10 protein-coding genes are annotated in these 17,637 nt (G+C 70.0%); 3 read left to right on the top strand and 7 right to left on the bottom strand.

Annotated elements, in window-relative coordinates:
• Positions 1 to 6 precede the first annotated feature (6 nt).
• From BMY07_RS00980 to BMY07_RS34025, 5 genes are all read right to left on the bottom strand, one after another.
• Positions 7 to 3,189 (bottom strand): discoidin domain-containing protein, encoded by a 3,183-nt coding sequence (locus BMY07_RS00980; protein WP_218150556.1) that lies wholly within the window; start codon positions 3,187 to 3,189, stop codon positions 7 to 9.
• 234 nt (positions 3,190 to 3,423) lie between these two features.
• Positions 3,424 to 4,266 carry an FG-GAP repeat domain-containing protein gene (locus BMY07_RS00975; protein ID WP_092774469.1) on the bottom strand — a complete coding sequence of 281 codons (843 nt, stop codon included), beginning with the start codon at positions 4,264 to 4,266 and terminating at the stop codon, positions 3,424 to 3,426.
• Positions 4,266 to 5,135 (bottom strand): FG-GAP repeat domain-containing protein, encoded by an 870-nt coding sequence (locus tag BMY07_RS00970; RefSeq protein WP_092774468.1) that lies wholly within the window; start codon positions 5,133 to 5,135, stop codon positions 4,266 to 4,268. The genes BMY07_RS00975 and BMY07_RS00970 overlap by 1 nt, the downstream gene beginning before the upstream one ends.
• A gap of 111 nt (positions 5,136 to 5,246) precedes the next feature.
• Positions 5,247 to 6,305: an MFS transporter gene (locus BMY07_RS00965; protein WP_177215369.1), complete on the bottom strand. Its 1,059-nt coding sequence runs from the start codon at positions 6,303 to 6,305 to the stop codon at positions 5,247 to 5,249.
• 5 nt (positions 6,306 to 6,310) lie between these two features.
• A complete protein-coding gene (locus tag BMY07_RS34025; protein ID WP_177215368.1) occupies positions 6,311 to 6,460 on the bottom strand; it encodes a hypothetical protein in 150 nt (49 codons plus the stop codon).
• Between the two features lie 121 nt (positions 6,461 to 6,581).
• Here BMY07_RS34025 and BMY07_RS00960 point away from each other — a divergent pair, with 121 nt between their 5' ends.
• Entirely contained in the window at positions 6,582 to 8,087 is a 1,506-nt protein-coding gene (locus BMY07_RS00960) for an alkaline phosphatase D family protein (protein WP_092774466.1), read from the top strand.
• A gap of 11 nt (positions 8,088 to 8,098) precedes the next feature.
• Positions 8,099 to 9,304 carry a hypothetical protein gene (locus BMY07_RS00955; protein WP_092774465.1) on the top strand — a complete coding sequence of 402 codons (1,206 nt, stop codon included), beginning with the start codon at positions 8,099 to 8,101 and terminating at the stop codon, positions 9,302 to 9,304.
• Between the two features lie 164 nt (positions 9,305 to 9,468).
• Here the strand turns inward: BMY07_RS00955 and BMY07_RS00950 are convergent, their stop codons facing one another.
• Entirely contained in the window at positions 9,469 to 15,282 is a 5,814-nt protein-coding gene (locus tag BMY07_RS00950) for an ExeM/NucH family extracellular endonuclease (RefSeq protein ID WP_092774464.1), read from the bottom strand.
• A gap of 148 nt (positions 15,283 to 15,430) precedes the next feature.
• On the bottom strand, positions 15,431 to 15,922 hold the full coding sequence (locus tag BMY07_RS33330) for a hypothetical protein (RefSeq protein WP_143073293.1): 492 nt from the start codon (positions 15,920 to 15,922) through the stop codon (positions 15,431 to 15,433).
• Positions 15,923 to 16,162: 240 nt separating this feature from the next.
• Between BMY07_RS33330 and BMY07_RS00945 the strand changes: the two genes are divergently transcribed.
• Positions 16,163 to 17,635, top strand: coding sequence for an aminotransferase-like domain-containing protein (locus BMY07_RS00945; RefSeq protein WP_092774914.1), 1,473 nt, complete (start codon positions 16,163 to 16,165; stop codon positions 17,633 to 17,635).
• Positions 17,636 to 17,637 lie beyond the last annotated feature (2 nt).

Below are 17,637 nucleotides of genomic sequence, written 5' to 3'. Positions count from 1 at the left end.
GGCAATCTAGCCGATCTTGATGACCGGGGCGACGCTGGGCACGCCTGCTGCGTCTAGGGCGAAGAGCAGGTAGTGGCCCGGTAGGGCGACACCTCGGTCGGTGGGGATCGTCAGTTGGTAGGTGTTCTGGCCGACCGAGATCGGGGTAAGAGGGATGCGCCGTTGGTCGTTGTCGACGGAGTGGGTGGCGGAGCTTGTGCGGACCAGGGCGAAGCTGGTGACCGCGCGGTCGGTGGTGACGCGGATGGCCGCGCCGTTGGCCGCGGTCGTGGGCGCCGCGGTGATGGTCGGCCGGGCCTTGAGGGAGCCGTCCGGGTTGAGCAGGTAGGGCGGGGTGAGGATCTGGCCGTCGAAGTGGTTGGTGGCGCAGTTCCCGCATAGTCCGCCGCCGCCGGAGAAGACGCGGCCGTCAGGGAGAAGGTTGGCGACGCTGTGATAGGTCCGGGGGACGGCGACCGGTGCTAGAGCGGTGAAGGTGCCGGTAGCCGGATTCCACAGCTCTGCCGTCAACACGGCGGTCTGGTCGCTGAACGGCACAGGCCGCTGCTGACCTCCGATGACGACAACCCTGCCGTTCGGCAAGACGACGCTGTTGGCGAACGCGCGCCCTAGAGCCATATCGCCGACTCTTGCCACTACCGGGCTGGAGCCGTTGATGTCGACCGTGTACGCGCGGGTCGTGGCATCAGCGTCCTGGTAGGCGGTAGCGCCACCGACAGTCAGGATCTTGCCGACGTCGTAGAGGACGGCGTTGCCGTTCATCGCGTCCTGGCTGTCACCGCGTAGACCGGCGTTGACGACGGACCCGTTGCCGGTAGTCGTGATCCAGTGCATCTGCTTGCTGGGGCCTGCGTGGAAGAGCCGCCCGCCGGAGGCCGCGAACAGCCAGGTGTGGTTGTCAGCGCGGTAAGCGCCGCGCGGGTCCGCGGTGAAGAACGGGTCCGCGGGGATACCAGGCAACGTGCGCCACGAGTTCGTAGTCGGCGAGTAGACCTCCGCGGGCCTGGGTCCACCCTCTAGCCCGCTCCACGAACCGCCCACGGTGAACACCTCACCGTTGGCCAGGGTGGTCTGCCCCTGGTAGCCCCGGGCGACGTTCATCGGGGCCGCGGCGGTCCAGGTGTCGTTGAACGGGTCGTAGATGCTGGCCTTGTCCGCGTTGCTGCCACCGGTGACCAGGACGCGCCCATCGGGCAGGGTCGACGTGCCGGGGCAGAACATGTCGTGGCCGGTGTTGTCGATGCGGCGCTGGGTGACCTGGCCGGTGGTGAGGTCGTAGATCGCGGTCTGGGTGTAGCCGTTGGCGCCGCCGAAGGTGTCCGCGGCGTAAGCGGACCAGGTGAGCAGCTTGTTGTTGGGCAGCAGCGCGGAGGCGACCGGGACGATCGGGAACCCGATCATCGGTCCCCACGACCCGACCGTGCTGGGGTCCGGCGCCGGGGCCGGGGTGAGCACGTTGATCTCCGAGGCGGTGGTCCACGGACCTCGGTTGCGTGCCTCGGATAGCGCTGTCAGCCGCACATAGCGCGCCGTCACCGTTGCGCCGAACATGGCCGTCTGCACGTTGGAGCTATCCGGCCAAGTCCCGTCTGCCTGGAGGGCTCCGAATGTGACGCCGTCATTGCTGACGTGCACCTGGTACTGGCCGATGTTGCCGTTGCCGTCGTCGCCGCGCGGGGTGAGGGAGATCCCGGCGACCGACCGTGCCGACTTCATGTCGATCGTGATCCAGTGCGGCAGCGGTGTCGTCGTCGAGTACCGGGAGTGCCAGATCGTGCGGCCGTTGCCGTCGAGGACGTTGCTCGCGCGGCCGTTCTCGTTGACGGTCTCCTCGTCGCTGGCCACCGCCGTCCACCCGGTGCGGGGCAGCGGCGCGACCGAGCCGGGCGCCGTCGACGGACCGTAGCCGTGGAACTCGGTGATGGAACCTGCCACGGTCAGCCTGATGTAGCGCGCGTTGGTGCTGGTGAACCGGGCGGACTTGGGACTCCCGTCGGTCGCCCAGGTGCCTTGCGCGACGGGAGTGCCGAAGGTGGACCCGGTGGTGCTCAGCGCGACCGAGTAGGTGGTGATCCTGGCCGTCGCCGGCCCCGGGGTGACGGCGATCGCGGACACCTTCTGCTCGCGCTGGAGGTCGACGGTGAACGTGTGGGTGCCGGTGGTGGTCGCGCTCTGCCAGTACGTGCCGAGGCGGTTGTCCAGGGCGTCACCCGACGGGTGTCCCGCAGCGGACGAGGACGCGGTCGCGACCCAGCCCGTACGCGGCAACGGCGGGTCGACCGTGGTCGGCGAACCCAGCAGTTCGATCTCCGCGGCAGTGGACCATGGTCCGCGGTTACCGGCCTCGGTCAATGCCGTCAGTCGCAGGTAGCGCGCGGTGGTGGGTCCGGCGAAGAGCGCGTGCTTCAAGGTACTGTCGTCGGCCCAGCGGCCGGATGACACTGGCGCACCGAAGGTAGTGCCATCGGTGGAGGTCGTGATCCGGTACTCGCCGATGTAGCCGTTGCGCGTGGACTCTGGGTGCGGTCGGTAGACCAGTCCGTTGAGGACGGTCGGCTGCTTGAGGTCGATGGTGATGCTATGCGGGAGCGGGGTGAGCACGTCGTACCTGCTGTACCACCTCGTGGTGGGGTTGCCGTCCAGCACGTTGCTCGCGCGGCCGTTCTCCCCCACGGTCTCCTCATCGCTCGCCGTGGCTGTCCAACCGGTACGCGGTAGGGTGACCGTCTGCGGTGGCGCTCCCGGGTCGCCGAGTAGTCCGATCTCCGCGGCGCTGGCCCACGAACCGCGGTTGCCCGCCTCGGTCAGCGAGATGAGCCGAACGAACCTGGCACCGCTAACGGCGAAGCTGAAGGTCTTCACCGAGGGATCATCGGCAGCGGTACCGGCCGCGACAGGGTTACCCCACGTCGTGCCATCCACGCTGAGGCGAACCTCGTAGCGGCCGATGGTGCCGTTGCCGCCACCGGGTCGAGGCGTGTAGACGACGCCGGAGAACCGTTGTGTGACCTTGGTGTCGATGGTGATCGACTGCGGCAGCGGGGCGGGCGCGGTCCACTGGCTGTGCCAGAACGTGGCCGGGTCGCCGTCGAGGACGTTGGCCGCGCGGCCGTTCTCCCCGGCGGTCTCCTCGGTGCTGGCGACGGCTTCCCAGCCGTCGCGCGGTAGCTCTGTCGCGGTCGGGATCAAAGCGTCCGCGTTGGCGACAATGTGTTGATGGTCAAGAGGATGCGAGTCCGGATGTTCCTCCAGTGATTGCATGAGGTAAGGGGTGCAAACAACCCCGACTGCCAGTGCCACGACTAATCGGCCGACGCGCATGATCGTCTCGTCGTCGACATCCGGAGATCATTACCGGGTGAGACCCAGCTCACGAAACCGCTACCCCTGTGGGGGCAGGGGTAGCGGCTGATCGGCGCAACCTCACGGCAGCAGGGTGAATCCCCCGGTGCCGTCGTTGACATACCGTTCCGTGACGAGCGTGTAGTTCGGTTGCGGCACGCGCACCGTCAGATCGGGGTACTGGTCGCCGTTGTGGTCGGCGAGAGCCACCACAAAGGATGGTCCGGGACCGCTGACCGAACCGAAACTCCGGGCCGGTTTGCTTCCGCCGAACAGTAGCGACGCTGATCGGTTGCCACAGTTGAGTGCGGCGAGCATGTCCTGGCCACCGTCACCGTCGAAGTCCGCGAACACGTGCTGTGGTAGGCCATCGCTGCACACGTCGATGGATCCCGGCACGAGCCCGCCCGCGGCGGTGTTGTTGAACGAGCGCAACCGGAAGCTCTGGTCGCTGTAGAGCCAGACGTCCTGGCGGCCGTCACCGGTGAAGTCGACCTGGCGGATGAACTTGGGGTAGTTGATACCCTGGTACGTACCGATGACATCGGCGGCGTACCCGTTGGGGCGCAACGCCACCAGGGAGTACTCCTCGCCCCAGAAGTTGGTGGCGACGATCTCCTTGGTGCCGTCACCGCCGAGGTCGACGATCTCGCCCATGTCCGGGCAGTAGGGCGCGTACGCCACCGGTGACTCGTACCGGTGGTAGGTGGCGCTGCCGTAGCCACCGCCCGATTGGCCTGGCTCCACCAAGACGTCGCAGTAGTTGTCCCACGCCTCTTGGAAGGTGATCCGGTCAGCCAACCCGTCACCGGTGACGTCACCGATGACCGGTTGCGCGCGACCTCCCGCAGCGGCGTCGACTGGGACTAGAAGCGGAACGAGTGCGGCCAGCGCGACCAGCGCCAGCTTCCGGAGTTCGGGCATCAGGCCACCTCGGTGAAGGCACCGGCGCCGTCGTTGTGGAAGCGGCGGATGGTCGTGGGACCGTCGCCGCTGGTGATGACGCCGACGTCGAGGGCCTCGTCACCGTTCTGGTGGTTCGCGTAGACCTCGTATTGGAGGATGCCCTCGTCGTCGCGGGCGAAGGTCACCGGCGGCTTGCCGTTGCCGAAGTTCAACTCGGCGGTGGTGTAAGCGAAGCCGCATTGCCTCGACAGCAGCAGGTCTTGGCCACCGTCACCGTCGAAGTCCGCGATCACGTGCTGCGGGATGGGGCGGCGGGAGCAGACATCGATCGCGCCGAGCTCCAAGCCGCCCGCGGCGGTGTTGTTGAACGACTGCAACCGCACGCTCTGGTCGGAGGACACCCAGATGTCCACGCGGCCCTCACCGGTGAAGTCCGCGGTCCGGATCGTGCTCGGGTAGGCCAAACCCGGGTAGGTCGTGACCAGGCGGACCGTGTTGGCGCTGGTGTTCTTGCGCAGCACCACGAACGCCTTGCTCGCGTCGCCCCAGCTGAACCCGGTGGTGACGATCTCGGGCTTGCCGTCGCCACCGAGGTCGACGACCACGCCCATGTCCGGGCAGTACGGCGCGGCGACCAGCGGCGAGGTGTAGCGGGACTCCACGGGTGCGCCGAGGGTCCCGTTGGCGCGCCCGTAGGCGACCTTGACGGTGCAGGAGTTGGTGGTGCCGTTCGGGCCGAGGGTCACCTGGTCGGCGATGCGGTCCCCGTTGACGTCACCGCGGAACGTCCCGGCGGCGGTGGTCCCGGCCTCCGCGACACCCGCGAGGGCGGCGGGCAGTGCGAGCGCGACGAGGGCGGCTAATGCAGCGGTTCTGAGCTTGCGCATGGTCTCCCCATGAATCGGCGACGGCCCGGCCGCGGCTGCGACCGTCCACCGCCAAGATCGCCCCCACCCACCCCGGCGTTGGGGCCGACGCGCGGAGTTCGGCCACCCGGGCTAGGAACTCCCCCCACCCACGAGCGAACGGCCTTTCCGGCTGCCCAGGACGGTCCACGCCGCCCTACCGGCGGCTCCGAGACCCAGGACACCGACAACCCCCAGCGGAACCCGGAAATCGACGACAGCGACCAACGCCGCACCGAGCGCCTGGGCGAGCGCGTTCGGCGCGTAAATGACCAGCTGCACGGTGCCGGTGATCCCGGCGATGAGCTCAGGTGGGCTGTCGGTCTGCACGACCGTGCTCGCCGCCACCAAGGGCGCGGGCAAGCCGATCCCGGCCAAGACGGTACCGACGAGTACTAGAGGCAAGAGGCTCGTCATCCGCAACAACACACCGACCGCGAACAGGGCGAGCCCGATGGCAGCGAACCCGAGTGGGGAGATCCGGCGTAAAGCGGCTCCTGACAAGAGACCGGAGACCACTGATCCTGCGCCTTGTATCGCCGCGAGGACACCGACGAACGCGGGTGCGAAGCCCAGGCCTTCGTCGACCAGCGCGAACGTCATCGCTCCCGCCAAGCCGGCCAAGGCAAGCGCAACACCTGCGGAGACGACGACTCCGCGAAGAGACGGCATAGAGGCGAGGTAGCGCAAACCGTCACGTACCTTGGTCCGCTCTCGGGACACCGGTCTGGGTGCTGGCACGGGCCTCAGGAAGTAGAAGAGAACAGCGGCCAAGCCGAAGGTCGCGGCGTCGAGCGCGGCTACCGCTCCCCCACCCCATGCCGTGAACAACGCGGCGCCGACCAGAGGCGCGGTCAGTTTGGTGCTCTCCGCCGCTGCCATCCGCATCCCGTTGACGTCACCGAGCAGGTCCGCCGGTATCGCTGTCGGCAGAAGCGCGGACTCGGCGGCGAAGACAGCGACGTAGGCGATGCCGTAGACCAGCATCACCGTGAAGATCAGCCACAACCAGCCTGCCGAGCGCACCGCCATCAGGCTCAGCACCAGCGCGCCGGTCGTGAGCATGATGCCGATGAGTGCGGCACGGTGGCGACCGACCTTGTCGATCGCGGCACCGATGACCGGACCTGCCAGCGTCGGCGCCCAGACCAACACCGTCAGAGTGCTGCTAGAGCGCTGTTGTCGGTAAGAGTCATCACCCACACGCCGGCGACGAGCAGCATCGCGCCGCTGCCGAAGCTGGATATCACTACCGCGCCGAGGTAGAGCGATGCGTTGCGGTTGCGGAGCACACCCCCTATAGCCATTGTTCGATAGTGCCGGCACCCGTACGGTCCACGACGGGATACCGGACCGCTGGTCGGGGATCTCGTGAACATCAGGTGCGGGGGCTGGTTCCCACAGTGGGGGCGTCGTAGGAACGAACGTATGACTCTGCAACGAAGGACCTTCCTCATCGGTGGTCTTGCCAGCGCGGGGGTGGTGCTGGCGGGTTCGACCGCGGCCACCGCGGTGGCGTACCCGTTCACTCTGGGCGTGGCGTCCGGTGAGCCTGCCGCGGACGGTTTCGTCATCTGGACCCGGTTGGCGCCCAGCCCGCTCAACGCCGATGGGCTCGGGGGCATGACGAGCGCGGACGCCGCCGTGGAGTGGCAGGTCGCCACGGATGCCAACTTCACCCAGATCGCCGCGTCCGGCACGGTCGCCGCCACCCAGGCGTGGGCGCACAGCGTGCACGTGACGCTGACAGGGCTCCAGCCGGGCCGCGAGTACTGGTACCGGTTCCGGGCGCTAGGGCACATCTCGCAGGTCGGCAGGGCGCGCACGGCACCCGCGGTGGGGTCGTCCCCGGCGCTGACGATGCTGTTCACCTCGTGCTCGCACTACGAGGCCGGGTACTTCACCGCGTACCGCAGGATGGCCGAGGAGAACCCGGACCTGATCCTGCACCTGGGCGACTACATCTACGAGGGCGGCGCGGGCTCGGGGGTGCGTACGCACCAACCGTCCGGGGAGATCACCAGCCTGGCCAACTACCGGGTGCGGCACGCGCTCTACAAGCGCGACGTGGACCTACAGGCCGCGCACGCCGCCGCGCCGTGGTTGGTGGTGTGGGACGACCACGAGGTGGAGAACAACTACGCGAACCTGGTGCGCGCGGACAACTCCCCCGCCGGTGGTGACTTCGCGGCCCGGCGAGCAGCGGCGTACAAGGCGTACTACGAGCACATGCCGCTGCGGTCCGCGCAGGCACCTTCCGGGTCGAACCTGCAGCTGTACCGACGCCTGCGGTGGGGCAGCCTGGCGACGTTCCACATGCTCGACACCCGCCAGTACCGCGACGACCAGGCCTGCGGCGACGGCACGAAGCTGTGCCCGGCCGCGGACGACCCCGGCCGCACGCTGACCGGCGCGGCGCAGGAGTCCTGGCTGCTCGACGGCCTGGGGCAGCGGCTCGGCACGTGGGACTTCCTCGGGCAGCAGGTGTTCTTCGCGCAGAAGCTCGCGGCGGCCGATGGGTCCAAGAGCATGGACTCGTGGGACGGCTATACCGCCAACAGGGGGCGCATCCAGGCCGGTTGGCAGGCACGCGGCAACACGCCGGTAGTGCTCACTGGTGACGTGCACCGCCACTGGGCGTCGAACATCATGGACAACTACGCCACGCAGAACAAGGTGATCGGCACTGAGCTGGTCACCACGTCTGTCACCTCCAGCGGTGACGGCAACGCGGCCGAGACGGGCACGTCGAGCCTCAACCCGCACGTGAAGTTCTACAAGAACCAGCGCGGGTACGTCCGCACGGTGACCACACCGGCGCAGATGACCGTCGACTTCCGCGTGCTGGACAAGGTAACGGTGCGCGATTACCCCATCAAGACCGCGCAGAGCTACGTGATCCAGGCAGGCACCCCCGGCCTGCAGGCGCCGTGAACAGGAGAACCATGCGTGCACTAGTCGTGGCGGGCGCTACCGCCGTCTGTTCGATCCTGTTCGCGGGCAACGCGCTCGCCGACGGCACCACCCCGGCCGACGTCACGTGGGTCACCGCGAACTCGGTCGCGACCGGGGACCAGGACAACTCGGCCGTTGCCACTGTCCGAACCGGTTACACCGCGGTCGTCTGGGAAGACGACCGCGATGACACCAACCCGACCGACGCGGTCCACAGCGAGATCTTCCTTCGCCTGTACCGGGATGGTGTGTCGCTATACGAGAAGAAGCTGTCCGCGGGCGGGACGGGCAACTGGCGTCACGTGCAGCCGGATGTCGCGTTGCATGAGGACGGTAGTGCTGTGGTGGTGTGGTCGGAGGACCCGGATGCCAACGGGTACTACAACATCGCCGTGCGCGTAGTGAACACAGCGGGCACTGTCACGGGTTCTGCTATCGCGAACGCCAGCGCTGACGGCCAGCAGCTCAACCCCTCGGTCGCGGCCGACCCGGATGGCCCGGCGTTCGCCGTCGCCTTCGAGGACAAGCAGGGCACCGCGGCCGAGACGGTCCGCCTGTCCGGCTTCGCCTCGGTCACGTCCAAGACCTACGAGGTGCAGGTCAACAACGCGGGCGGCACCCACCAGCGCCCGGACGTCGCGATGGGCGCCGCGGGCAACGCCATCGTCGCCTGGGACGAGGACGGCGACGCCAACGGCTCGTTCAACATCGGCCGCAAGATCGTCACCCCTGCCGGTGGCGTGAAGCTCGCCCAGGGCGTGGCCAACACGACCACCGCGGGCCAACAGCGCCGCCCCTCCGTCGCCGCCAACTTCAACGGCGACTTCGCCATCGCGTGGCAGTCCGACACCCAGAACGCCGCCAGGTCGTTCACCGCCACCGGCACCCCCCGCGCCGCCGCCGAGACCCTCCTCCCCGGCACCGACCCCCAGATCGGCATCGACGACCAACTCGCCGTCGTGGTCACCTGGACCGACGCCGCCGACATCTACGCCCAAGGCCTCAACCCCAACGGCACCACCACCGGCCGCCTCCCCCGCCTCCGGGTCCACACGGTCATCACCGGCACCCAAACCGAACCCGCCCTCGCCGTCAGCCCCTTCGGCCAGATCACCCTCACCTACACCGACGACAACGACGGCAACCTGTTCGACCAGATCTACCTGGGCACCGGCCTGATCAACTCCACCTGGTAGGCCATCCCACCCACGCACCCGGTCACCCTCAGGGGTGGCCGGGTGCGCGCATGTTCAGGCTTAGGTGACGCGGGCGGGCTTAGAGACCTGTTAGGGCTTGTCTGGGTCAAGAAACGCCGATGGGGCGCACCCCGCGCCGGGTGCGCCCCATCGGACTGGTGGGGTCAGCTCAGGGTGATCCTGGTGGAGACCCGCTGGACGGGGGCGTCGGGGTAGGTGATGGACACGGTGGCCGTGGTGGCGCCGGTGGGGCGTTTGGCGGTCTTCCACAGGACCACGAAGGAGTCGCTGAACGGGTCGTACAGCGGGGCGGTGGGGCGTAGCTGCTGCACGCCGTCGACCGACACGGAGATTCGGCCGCTGAGCATCAGCAGGGCTGAGGCCAGGGGCGGGATCGGGGTGCCGTTGGCGTCGAGGAGTTGGAAGCGGATCGGGATGATGTCGCCCGCGCGGACCGGGCCGGTGGGGGCGAGGAACTTGACGCCGATCTGGACCACCTGGGTGGTGGTGCCCGCGCTGGCGGTGAACGACGGCGAGCCGCTGTAGTCGGCGCGGACCTGGTGTTGGCCGATGGTCAGTGCCGACACCGGGGCGCTGGTGGCGGTACCGCCCACGAGCGCGACCGGGGAGCCGGACGGGCGGCCGTCCACGACGAACTGGACCGTGCCGGTCGGGGTCGTGCCCGCCGGGCCCGTCACCCGGGCGGTGAAGCGGACCTGGCCGCCGATCACCGACGGGTTGGGGTCACCGGCGACGGTGGTCGTGGTGGCGGCGGCGAGGACCTTCAGCTGGAACGTCTTCGTCACCGACGACACCGTGTTGGTAGCGGTAACCGTCACCGTGAAGGTGCCCGCGGCCGCAGGGGTACCCGTGACGCGACCGTCCTGGCCGAGGGACAAGCCCTGCGGAAGGCCGGTAGCGCTAACGGTCTGCGGCGAGCCCGTGATGGTCAACGCGCCCGTGTAGGGCGAACCGACCCGGCCATCCGCCAAGGTCCCCTCCACGGAGACCGGCGCGAGCACCGACACCGTTACCGCGGCCGTCGAAGGCTCCAGCGCGTCCGAGCCCGAGTAAGAGGCTGTGACAGCGCGAGAGCCAGCAGGCAGCGTCGTCACCTTCAGGACGGCAACCCCATCGGCAACCGGGGCCTGCCCGAGAACCGTGGTGCCATCGCGGAAGGTCACCGAGCCAGCAGCGGCAACGCCACCGCTGACACGAGCCGACAGCGTCACCTCGGCACCAACAGCGACCGGGTTAGGCGTCGCGGTCAATGCGGTAGCGCTAGCACCCTTCGCGACGCGGATGGTCGCAACAGCCTCAGTGGAGCCGTAGCTGTTGGTAGCGCGAACGGTGAAGGTCCGCTCGCCTGCCTCGGTAGGCGTACCGCTGATGACACCTTCCTCGCTCAGGAACAGCCCAGCGGGCAAGGTGCCGGAAGCAAGCGACACCACAGCGGGGCTGCTGAGGGAGAAGCCGAAGGTGTAGGCCTCACCGACAGTGGCCGGGGTAGGAGTGCCAGTGATCGCGGCAGCACTACCGGGCCGGATACCGACAAGGACCGGGTCGTGGTCGCTGGTGCGGAACCGGTCCGGCGCATAGAGGGACTCGATCTGCGCCGCCGTCTTGAAGTCGGTGTTGTAGTCGAGCACCGAAGGCTCGTCGGCGTTGGTGTGCGCCTCGCCCGCGCCGGTGACCTGAGGGACCAGCGACCGCGACGCGAGGGCGTGGTCCAGGTAGCCCCACTGGCCGTCGAACACGTAGGAGTACGCGTCAGCGCCACCGTAGGCCTTGGCCAGGTTGACGTAACCGGCCTGCTCCAGAACCGCGATCGGGTCCTCACCGGCGTAAGAGTTGAGGTCACCGACGATCAGGACGTCCTCGTCGCCCGCAGCCGGGACCACGGTCTCCCGCAGCCACCGGGCCAGCTCGGTCGCCTGCGCGGTCCGGCGGACGTTCCAGCAGCTCTGCCCGTCACCCTGGTCGGTGTCGGGACCGCTGGTCGGGCAGGAGCCCTTGGACTTGAAGTGGTTGGCCACCACGGTGAACCGGGCGCCGTCGGCGGTGGCGAAGGTCTGCGCCACCGGACGCCGCTCGAAGACCGCGTTCTGGTCGACGGCGGTGGTGCCCGCGACCGGGCTCACCCGGTCGGCGCGGTAGAGCAGCGCCACCTTGATCGCGTCGGTCCCGGCCACGTCGACCACTCCGGTCGCCGCGTCCGCGTCCACGTACGACCAGACGGCGGCACCCTCGGCGGCGTTGAGCGCGCCGACCAGCGCCTGGATGGCGCTGCCCCGGCCGTAGCCGTCGTTCTCCAGCTCCATGACCCCGGTGACGTCGGCGTCCAGCGAGCGGATCGCGGCGACCTCCTTGGCGAGCTGGCGCTGGTACTCGGTGTCGTCGCCCGCGCCGCGGCAGTCGGTGACCGCGCCCTGGGTGCCGAGCTTGCAGCCGGTGTAGGTGTTGAAGAAGTTCAGCAGGTTCGCGCCCGCGACGTGCAGGGTGGCGTTACCCGTGTCAGGGCGCGCGGTCGGACGCTGGTTGGCCGCGTCGAACACGGCAGTGCCACCGAGCGCGCCGATGGGACGGAGCCGGTAGGCGTTACCGCTGGCCGCGTTGCCCGCCCAGGTGTATGTGAGGACACCGATCGGCGCGGTGACCGAGTCGCCGCCGCGCAGGGTGTTCTGCGCCGACAGCGGCTGACCGCCCCGGCCGAAGACGATCGGGTCGGGGTTCTGGCCGTTGGTCGCGTCGTCGATGATCAGCCGGTTGAGGTTGTTCTCGGCCTGCTTGGCGGCGACGGCGGCCTGGTCGGTGGCCCGGATGACCGAGGTGGGCTGCTGGAGCCGACCACCGGAGGACACCACGACCTGGCCGAACCGGCCGAGCTGGAAGTGCTCGGTGACGGTGAGGGTCTGCGCGACCTTCACCAGCATGCCCTCGACGCGCTCCAGGTCGGTGGCGCTGGGCAGCGGGAGTGTCACCGCGGTCGGGGTGACCACGGCCTGGGTGCCGCAGCGCTGCACGCCGGTGGTGGCGGCGGTGATCTGCGTCTGCCCCTGGAACTCGGAGGCGACACCGGTCACCTGCACCACGTCGCCGTTGGCGACGAGGTTGGCGCCGTTGTCGAAGACGAAGACGCCATCGGAGGTGGCGGGGTCACCGTCTCCGCTGTCCTGGAGGTAGAAGCCGCGCAGAGCGGGCTGTGCGCCTTCGTAGTCACCGACGACGGTTCCGCGAACAGTGACGGTCTGTCCTGCCTTGGGCGTGATGTCAGTCGTGCCCTGGACCGAACCGATGGTGATGACCGGAGTGGAGCAAGCGGGACCGGCGCCAACGGCGACGGTGGCGCCCACTGCCTTGCGCTGCCACTGCGGCAGTTCCTTGGCGATGGTGCCGTCACCGTAGAAGACAGTGTCACCGTCGTCGGTCAGGACCTGCACTGTGGCGGTGTCCGTGAGCGGGTTCGGGACATCGACGATGACCTCGGGCTTGCCGACCGGGCTGAACGCGTCGAGCGAGCCCGCGCGCGGCTGCGGCTGGTGGGTGACGTCGCCGTCCCAGGTGAAGAACTTGTACTCCCCGGCAGCGCCGGTGCCCGCGTCGGACGGTCCCGCGATGAGCAGGTACTGGTTCGCGGCGTTGCGGCGGATCTCCCGGATGCCGCGCCCGCCGAGGTCCCAGCGCAGGGCCTGGCCGAACGAGGCGGTGACACCGGTGGTCGGGTTGGCGGTGACGAGCGCGGCGGCGTTGGTCACCGGCACGACGATGGCCTTGCCGTCGCTGGTGAGCGGGCCGCGGAAGGCCAGCAGCAGCGTGGTGCCGTCAGCGGCGAACTCGGCGCCCTCGATGTTGACGCCGGTGGGGCCGCCCGCGCCGTCGCCCTCGGGGGCGCGGGTCGCGGCGGCGGCGATGCCCAGGGTGTCGCCGTTGGCGCGGTCCCACGCGATGAGGTCGTCGCGCAGGGTCTGGTAGCTGCCGCCGAGGGCGAGGGACGCGCCGGTCCCGGTGCCGGTCACCGTGGTGGTGAACAGCTCCTGGCGGTTGAGGCGGGTCTTGGCCGAGGAGTTCTGGCCCTGCGAGCCGATCCAGAAGATCGTGTCGCCGGCGCGGGCCGAGGCCTCGATGTCGATCTCACGGGTCACGTCGGTGTCGCGCAGCGCGAGACCGGCGGCGCGGACGTCGAACGCCTGCGCGGGGTAACGGGAGTGCTCGCGGTCGTAGACGCGCAGCACGTTGGTCTCGTCGTCGGACACGACCATGGCGCCACCACCGAGGTCGATGGCGGTGCTCGCGTCGGCGGCGCCGTAGTAGCTGCGCTGGCCCGCGGGCAGGGCAGCGGAAACGGCGACAGGCAGGGTCGTCGACGCGGTGGCGGCACCATCGGAAACGGTGACGGTCAGCGTCGCGCGGCCCACGGCGGCGGGAGCGAAGGTGAGGGTGCGGACATCGCCGCTGCCGGTAGCGCCACCGGTCACGATGGCCGGGTCACTGCTGGTGACGGTCACGGTCAGCCCGCTCGACGGGGTCTCGGCGTCGCCAACGGTCACGGTGCGGACGGCGGGCGGGTTGTCCGGGTCGGCGGCAGTCAGCGCCAACTCCTGGGTGCCGGTGATGGTCGGCGGGGTGTTCACGGTGCCCGCGACGGACACGGTGGCGGTGCGGCTGTCGACCTGGCCGCCGGGGCCGGTCACGCGAACCCAGTAGGTGGCGGTCTCGGTCAGCGCGGGCGTCGTGAATGACGCGGCGGTGGCGCCACTGACGGGGTTGGCCGTGTTGCCGGAGGCACCGGCGTACCACTGGTAGCTCAGCGGGCCCGTACCCGAGGCGGTGACGCTAAGGGTCGCGGTAGCGCCAGAGGCGACAGACGCGTCCTGGGGCTCCGCGGTGATCGCGGGCGCCGAGGTCGAGGCGGCCGGGGCGAGCGCGACGCCGCGCAGGACCGTGTTCGCGGCAGCGGTGCGCAGCGTGGTGGACGTGGCGGCGATGGGTGCGGCCGCGGCGGCGGTGTCGTCGACCTTGACCAGCACGTTGTTCGTGGTCGTGGCGAAGAGGGTCACGCCGGAGCCGGTGACCTCACCGGTGATGCCGCGCACGGCGCTGTTGGCCGGGCGGAACGAGCCGCGCGCGGTCCACGCGGTGCCGTCGCTGGAGAACTTGAGGATGCCACCGGTCGTGGAGTCGTCCGCGACATAGATGGTGTCGACACCCGGGACGGCCGGGTCGCGGTCCAGCGCGGCCAAGGCGTACGGGCTCGGGGCGGGAACGGTCAGCGCCGGGGTCTGTCCGCCAGTGGAAGGGAAGCCGGTGCCGACGGAGTAGACGCCGGTGGTACCGCTACCCGTGCTGATGTAGAGCTGCCCGCCCGCGATAACAGTCGCGCGGATGTTGGTGGGCGCTGCGGAGTTGATCTGCGTGGACGCGCCGGTGGATCCGAGAGCTGCCAGGCGAACGCCGCCGTTGGCGCCAACGACCCAGAAACGCGAACCGTCGTCGGTAACCGCACCGCGGACGTTGTTGGCGCTGAAGGTGTCGGTGACGGTCGTGGTGGTGTCGACCGCGCCGGAGCCGTCGACACGGGCGACGACCCGGTTGACCGCGGCCGAGGTGGTGCCCGCCACGCCCGCCGTGCCCGGGTCGGCGTCGTAGCCCGCGATGGTCAGGTAGCGGCCGTCCGCGGAGCGGGCGAGGGCGCCCTCCGAGGTGGCCGAGCCGCTCAGGGTCAGGCGCTTGCCCGGCCCCGGGGCGGTGGGCAGCGGCACCGACTGCACCAGGGTGCCGGACGGGGTGAACTCGTCGAGGAAGACCGCCGTGGCCGCACTGCTCAGCGCGCCGTCACCGGTCCCCACCCTGGCCACCACGATGTTCCCCGGCGCGAACCCGACAGCCGCGGCGGACTGACCGGTCACCACGGCGACGACGGAGGCCGCCAGCGTGGTCACCACCAGTCCGCCGAGGAGACGTCGCGGACGTGAGCGCACGTCAACTCCTCTTCGTTCACAGATCTCGACCGACATTGCCGGCTGAAAGTAGATCGTCGAACGAGGGGGCGATAGACCTGTTCGGGCAACGTTCAACAGGCGTGCATCCACCGTCCGTGGCGGTGAACGCCCCGCCAACCCTGACCGGTCAGTCCCGGCGCTGCAACAGGCTCGGCCCGATGATCCGGCGCACTACCCGGCGCAGCAACGGCTTCTGCTCACCCGTCGCGCTGGCCGCTGCCGGAGCTACAGGCGGTTCAGCGTCAACGATCGAGGCAGGCTCAACAGGCGCGGGCGGCGGCGTGACCTGCACCGGGCTGGGAGCGACCGGCACAGGACTAGGAGCGAGTACGGAGCCGACGACGGGAACGGGGCTGGAGGGTGAAACGCTCGCGGGGGGTGCGACGACACCGTCAAGGGGAACGTCAGCGTCGGAGGGCACGACAGGGGTGAACAGGTCCCGCTGAGGCGTGAACAGGTCCACGGTCGACTGGCGCGGTGGCACTCTCTGCGGCGGCACCTGCTGGGTGGGGATCACCGGTGCGGCAGTGACCACCGGGGCGAACCGGACGGTGGCCGCGTGCTGTACCGGGCTGGGCGCGGGCGGTCGGGGTGCGGGACTCGGGGTCGGGTTCGGCACGGCGTCGATCATCTCAGCCCGGTCTCGACGACGCGATCCGGGGTCCGCCGCGACCCCCGTGGACCGGCGTCCGGATCCCCGCTGCCAACTCGCCGATCCGCCCCACGACACCCGTGATCTCCAGCGGGAACGCCCGATCGCCCGCGGATCGGCCGGTTTCCGCCATCCACCCCAGGACCAGTCCAATACAGCCCGAAGTGGACCGGTGTCGAACCGCCCCGGACCGGTACCTTGATGATCATGGACCGCCTCTCCGACGCGCACAGCCTGGTCGAGCTGCTCGGTGACTGGACGACCGCCGGTGGCCCGCTCTACCGCAAGCTGGCGGGGGCGGTGGCCAAGGGCATCGAGGTCGGCGACCTGCCCGCGGGCGAGCGCCTGCCCTCCGAGCGCGACCTGGCGAAGCTGCTCACCGTCAGCAGGGCCACCGTGGTCGCCGCCTACGACGAACTGCGCGGCAAGGGCCTTGTCGACAGCGTCCGCGGCAGCGGCACCCGGGTGAGCGCGCGCCCCAGGGTCAACGGCGCGCACGGGCGGGTGCCCGGCGGCCGGGCGACCTCGATCTTCCAGCGGCTGGCCGACGGCCCCGGCCCGATCATCTCGCTGGCGATGGCCATCGAGCCCGCGGCGCCGGAACTGGCCGAGGTGTACCGGGACCTGGCCGAGGGCGGCGAGCTGACCGAGCTGATGACCGACGTCGGCTACCACCCGAGGGGCTACCCGCCGCTGCGGGCCGCCGTCGCCGAGCACTACACCGCGGTCGGCCTGCCCACCGAGGCCGACGAGGTGCTCATCACCACCGGCGCGCAGCAGGTCATCGGGCTGGTCGCGCAGATGTACCTGCGGCCGGGCAGCACCGTCGTGGTGGAGTCGCCGAGCTGGCCGGGGTGCCTGGACGTGTTCCGGGCGGCCGGGGCGCGGCTGGTCGGGGTGCCGCTCGACGACGAGGGCGTGCGGGCGGACCGGCTGGCCGCGGTGTTCGCCGAGGAGCGGCCGGTGCTGACCTACCTGATGCCGACCTTCCACAACCCGACCGGGCGGATGATGTCGGCCGCGCGCCGAAGACGGGTCGCCGAACTGGCCGCCCGGTACAACGTGCCGGTGTTGGAGGACAACGCCTACAGCGGCTTCCACGGCCGCACCGGTGCCGCGCCGCCGCCGATCGGCGCGTTCGCCAGGGGCAACGCCGAGATCCTGAGCGTCGGCTCGGTGGCCAAGTCCGTGTGGGGCGGGCTGCGCATCGGCTGGGTCCGCGGACCGTCGGCGATCGTGACCAGGCTCGCCCGCTACAAGGTGCGCGCCGACCTGGGCAGCCCGGTGCTCGACCAGGCGCTGACGGCCCGGTTGCTGCCGCGGTTGGAGGAGATCACCGCGACCCGCGCGGCCACCATGCGGGCCCGGCTCGACCACACCAGGGCGCTGCTGGCCGAGCAGCTGCCGAGCTGGCGGTGGCAGACCCCGGACGGCGGGTCGGCGCTGTGGGTGGAGCTGCCCGACACCAGCGCGCAGATCTTCGCGCAGGTGGCGCTGCGGCACGGGGTGGAGGCGGTGCCCGGCTCGGCGACGGATCCGACCGGCGCGCACGACAACCACATCCGGGTGCCGTTCACCTTCCCGATCGAGGTGATCACCGAGCTGGTGCGCAGGCTGGCGGGCGCGTGGGCGGACCTGCAGCGGCACGGGCCGGTCACCGACTCGACCCCGGTGGTCTAAGA

The organism is Actinokineospora terrae (genome assembly GCF_900111175.1).
Classification (GTDB): Bacteria; Actinomycetota; Actinomycetes; order Mycobacteriales; family Pseudonocardiaceae; genus Actinokineospora; species Actinokineospora terrae.
Note: the sequence above shows the minus strand (reverse complement) of the source record. Positions and strands in the feature narration are given on the sequence as shown.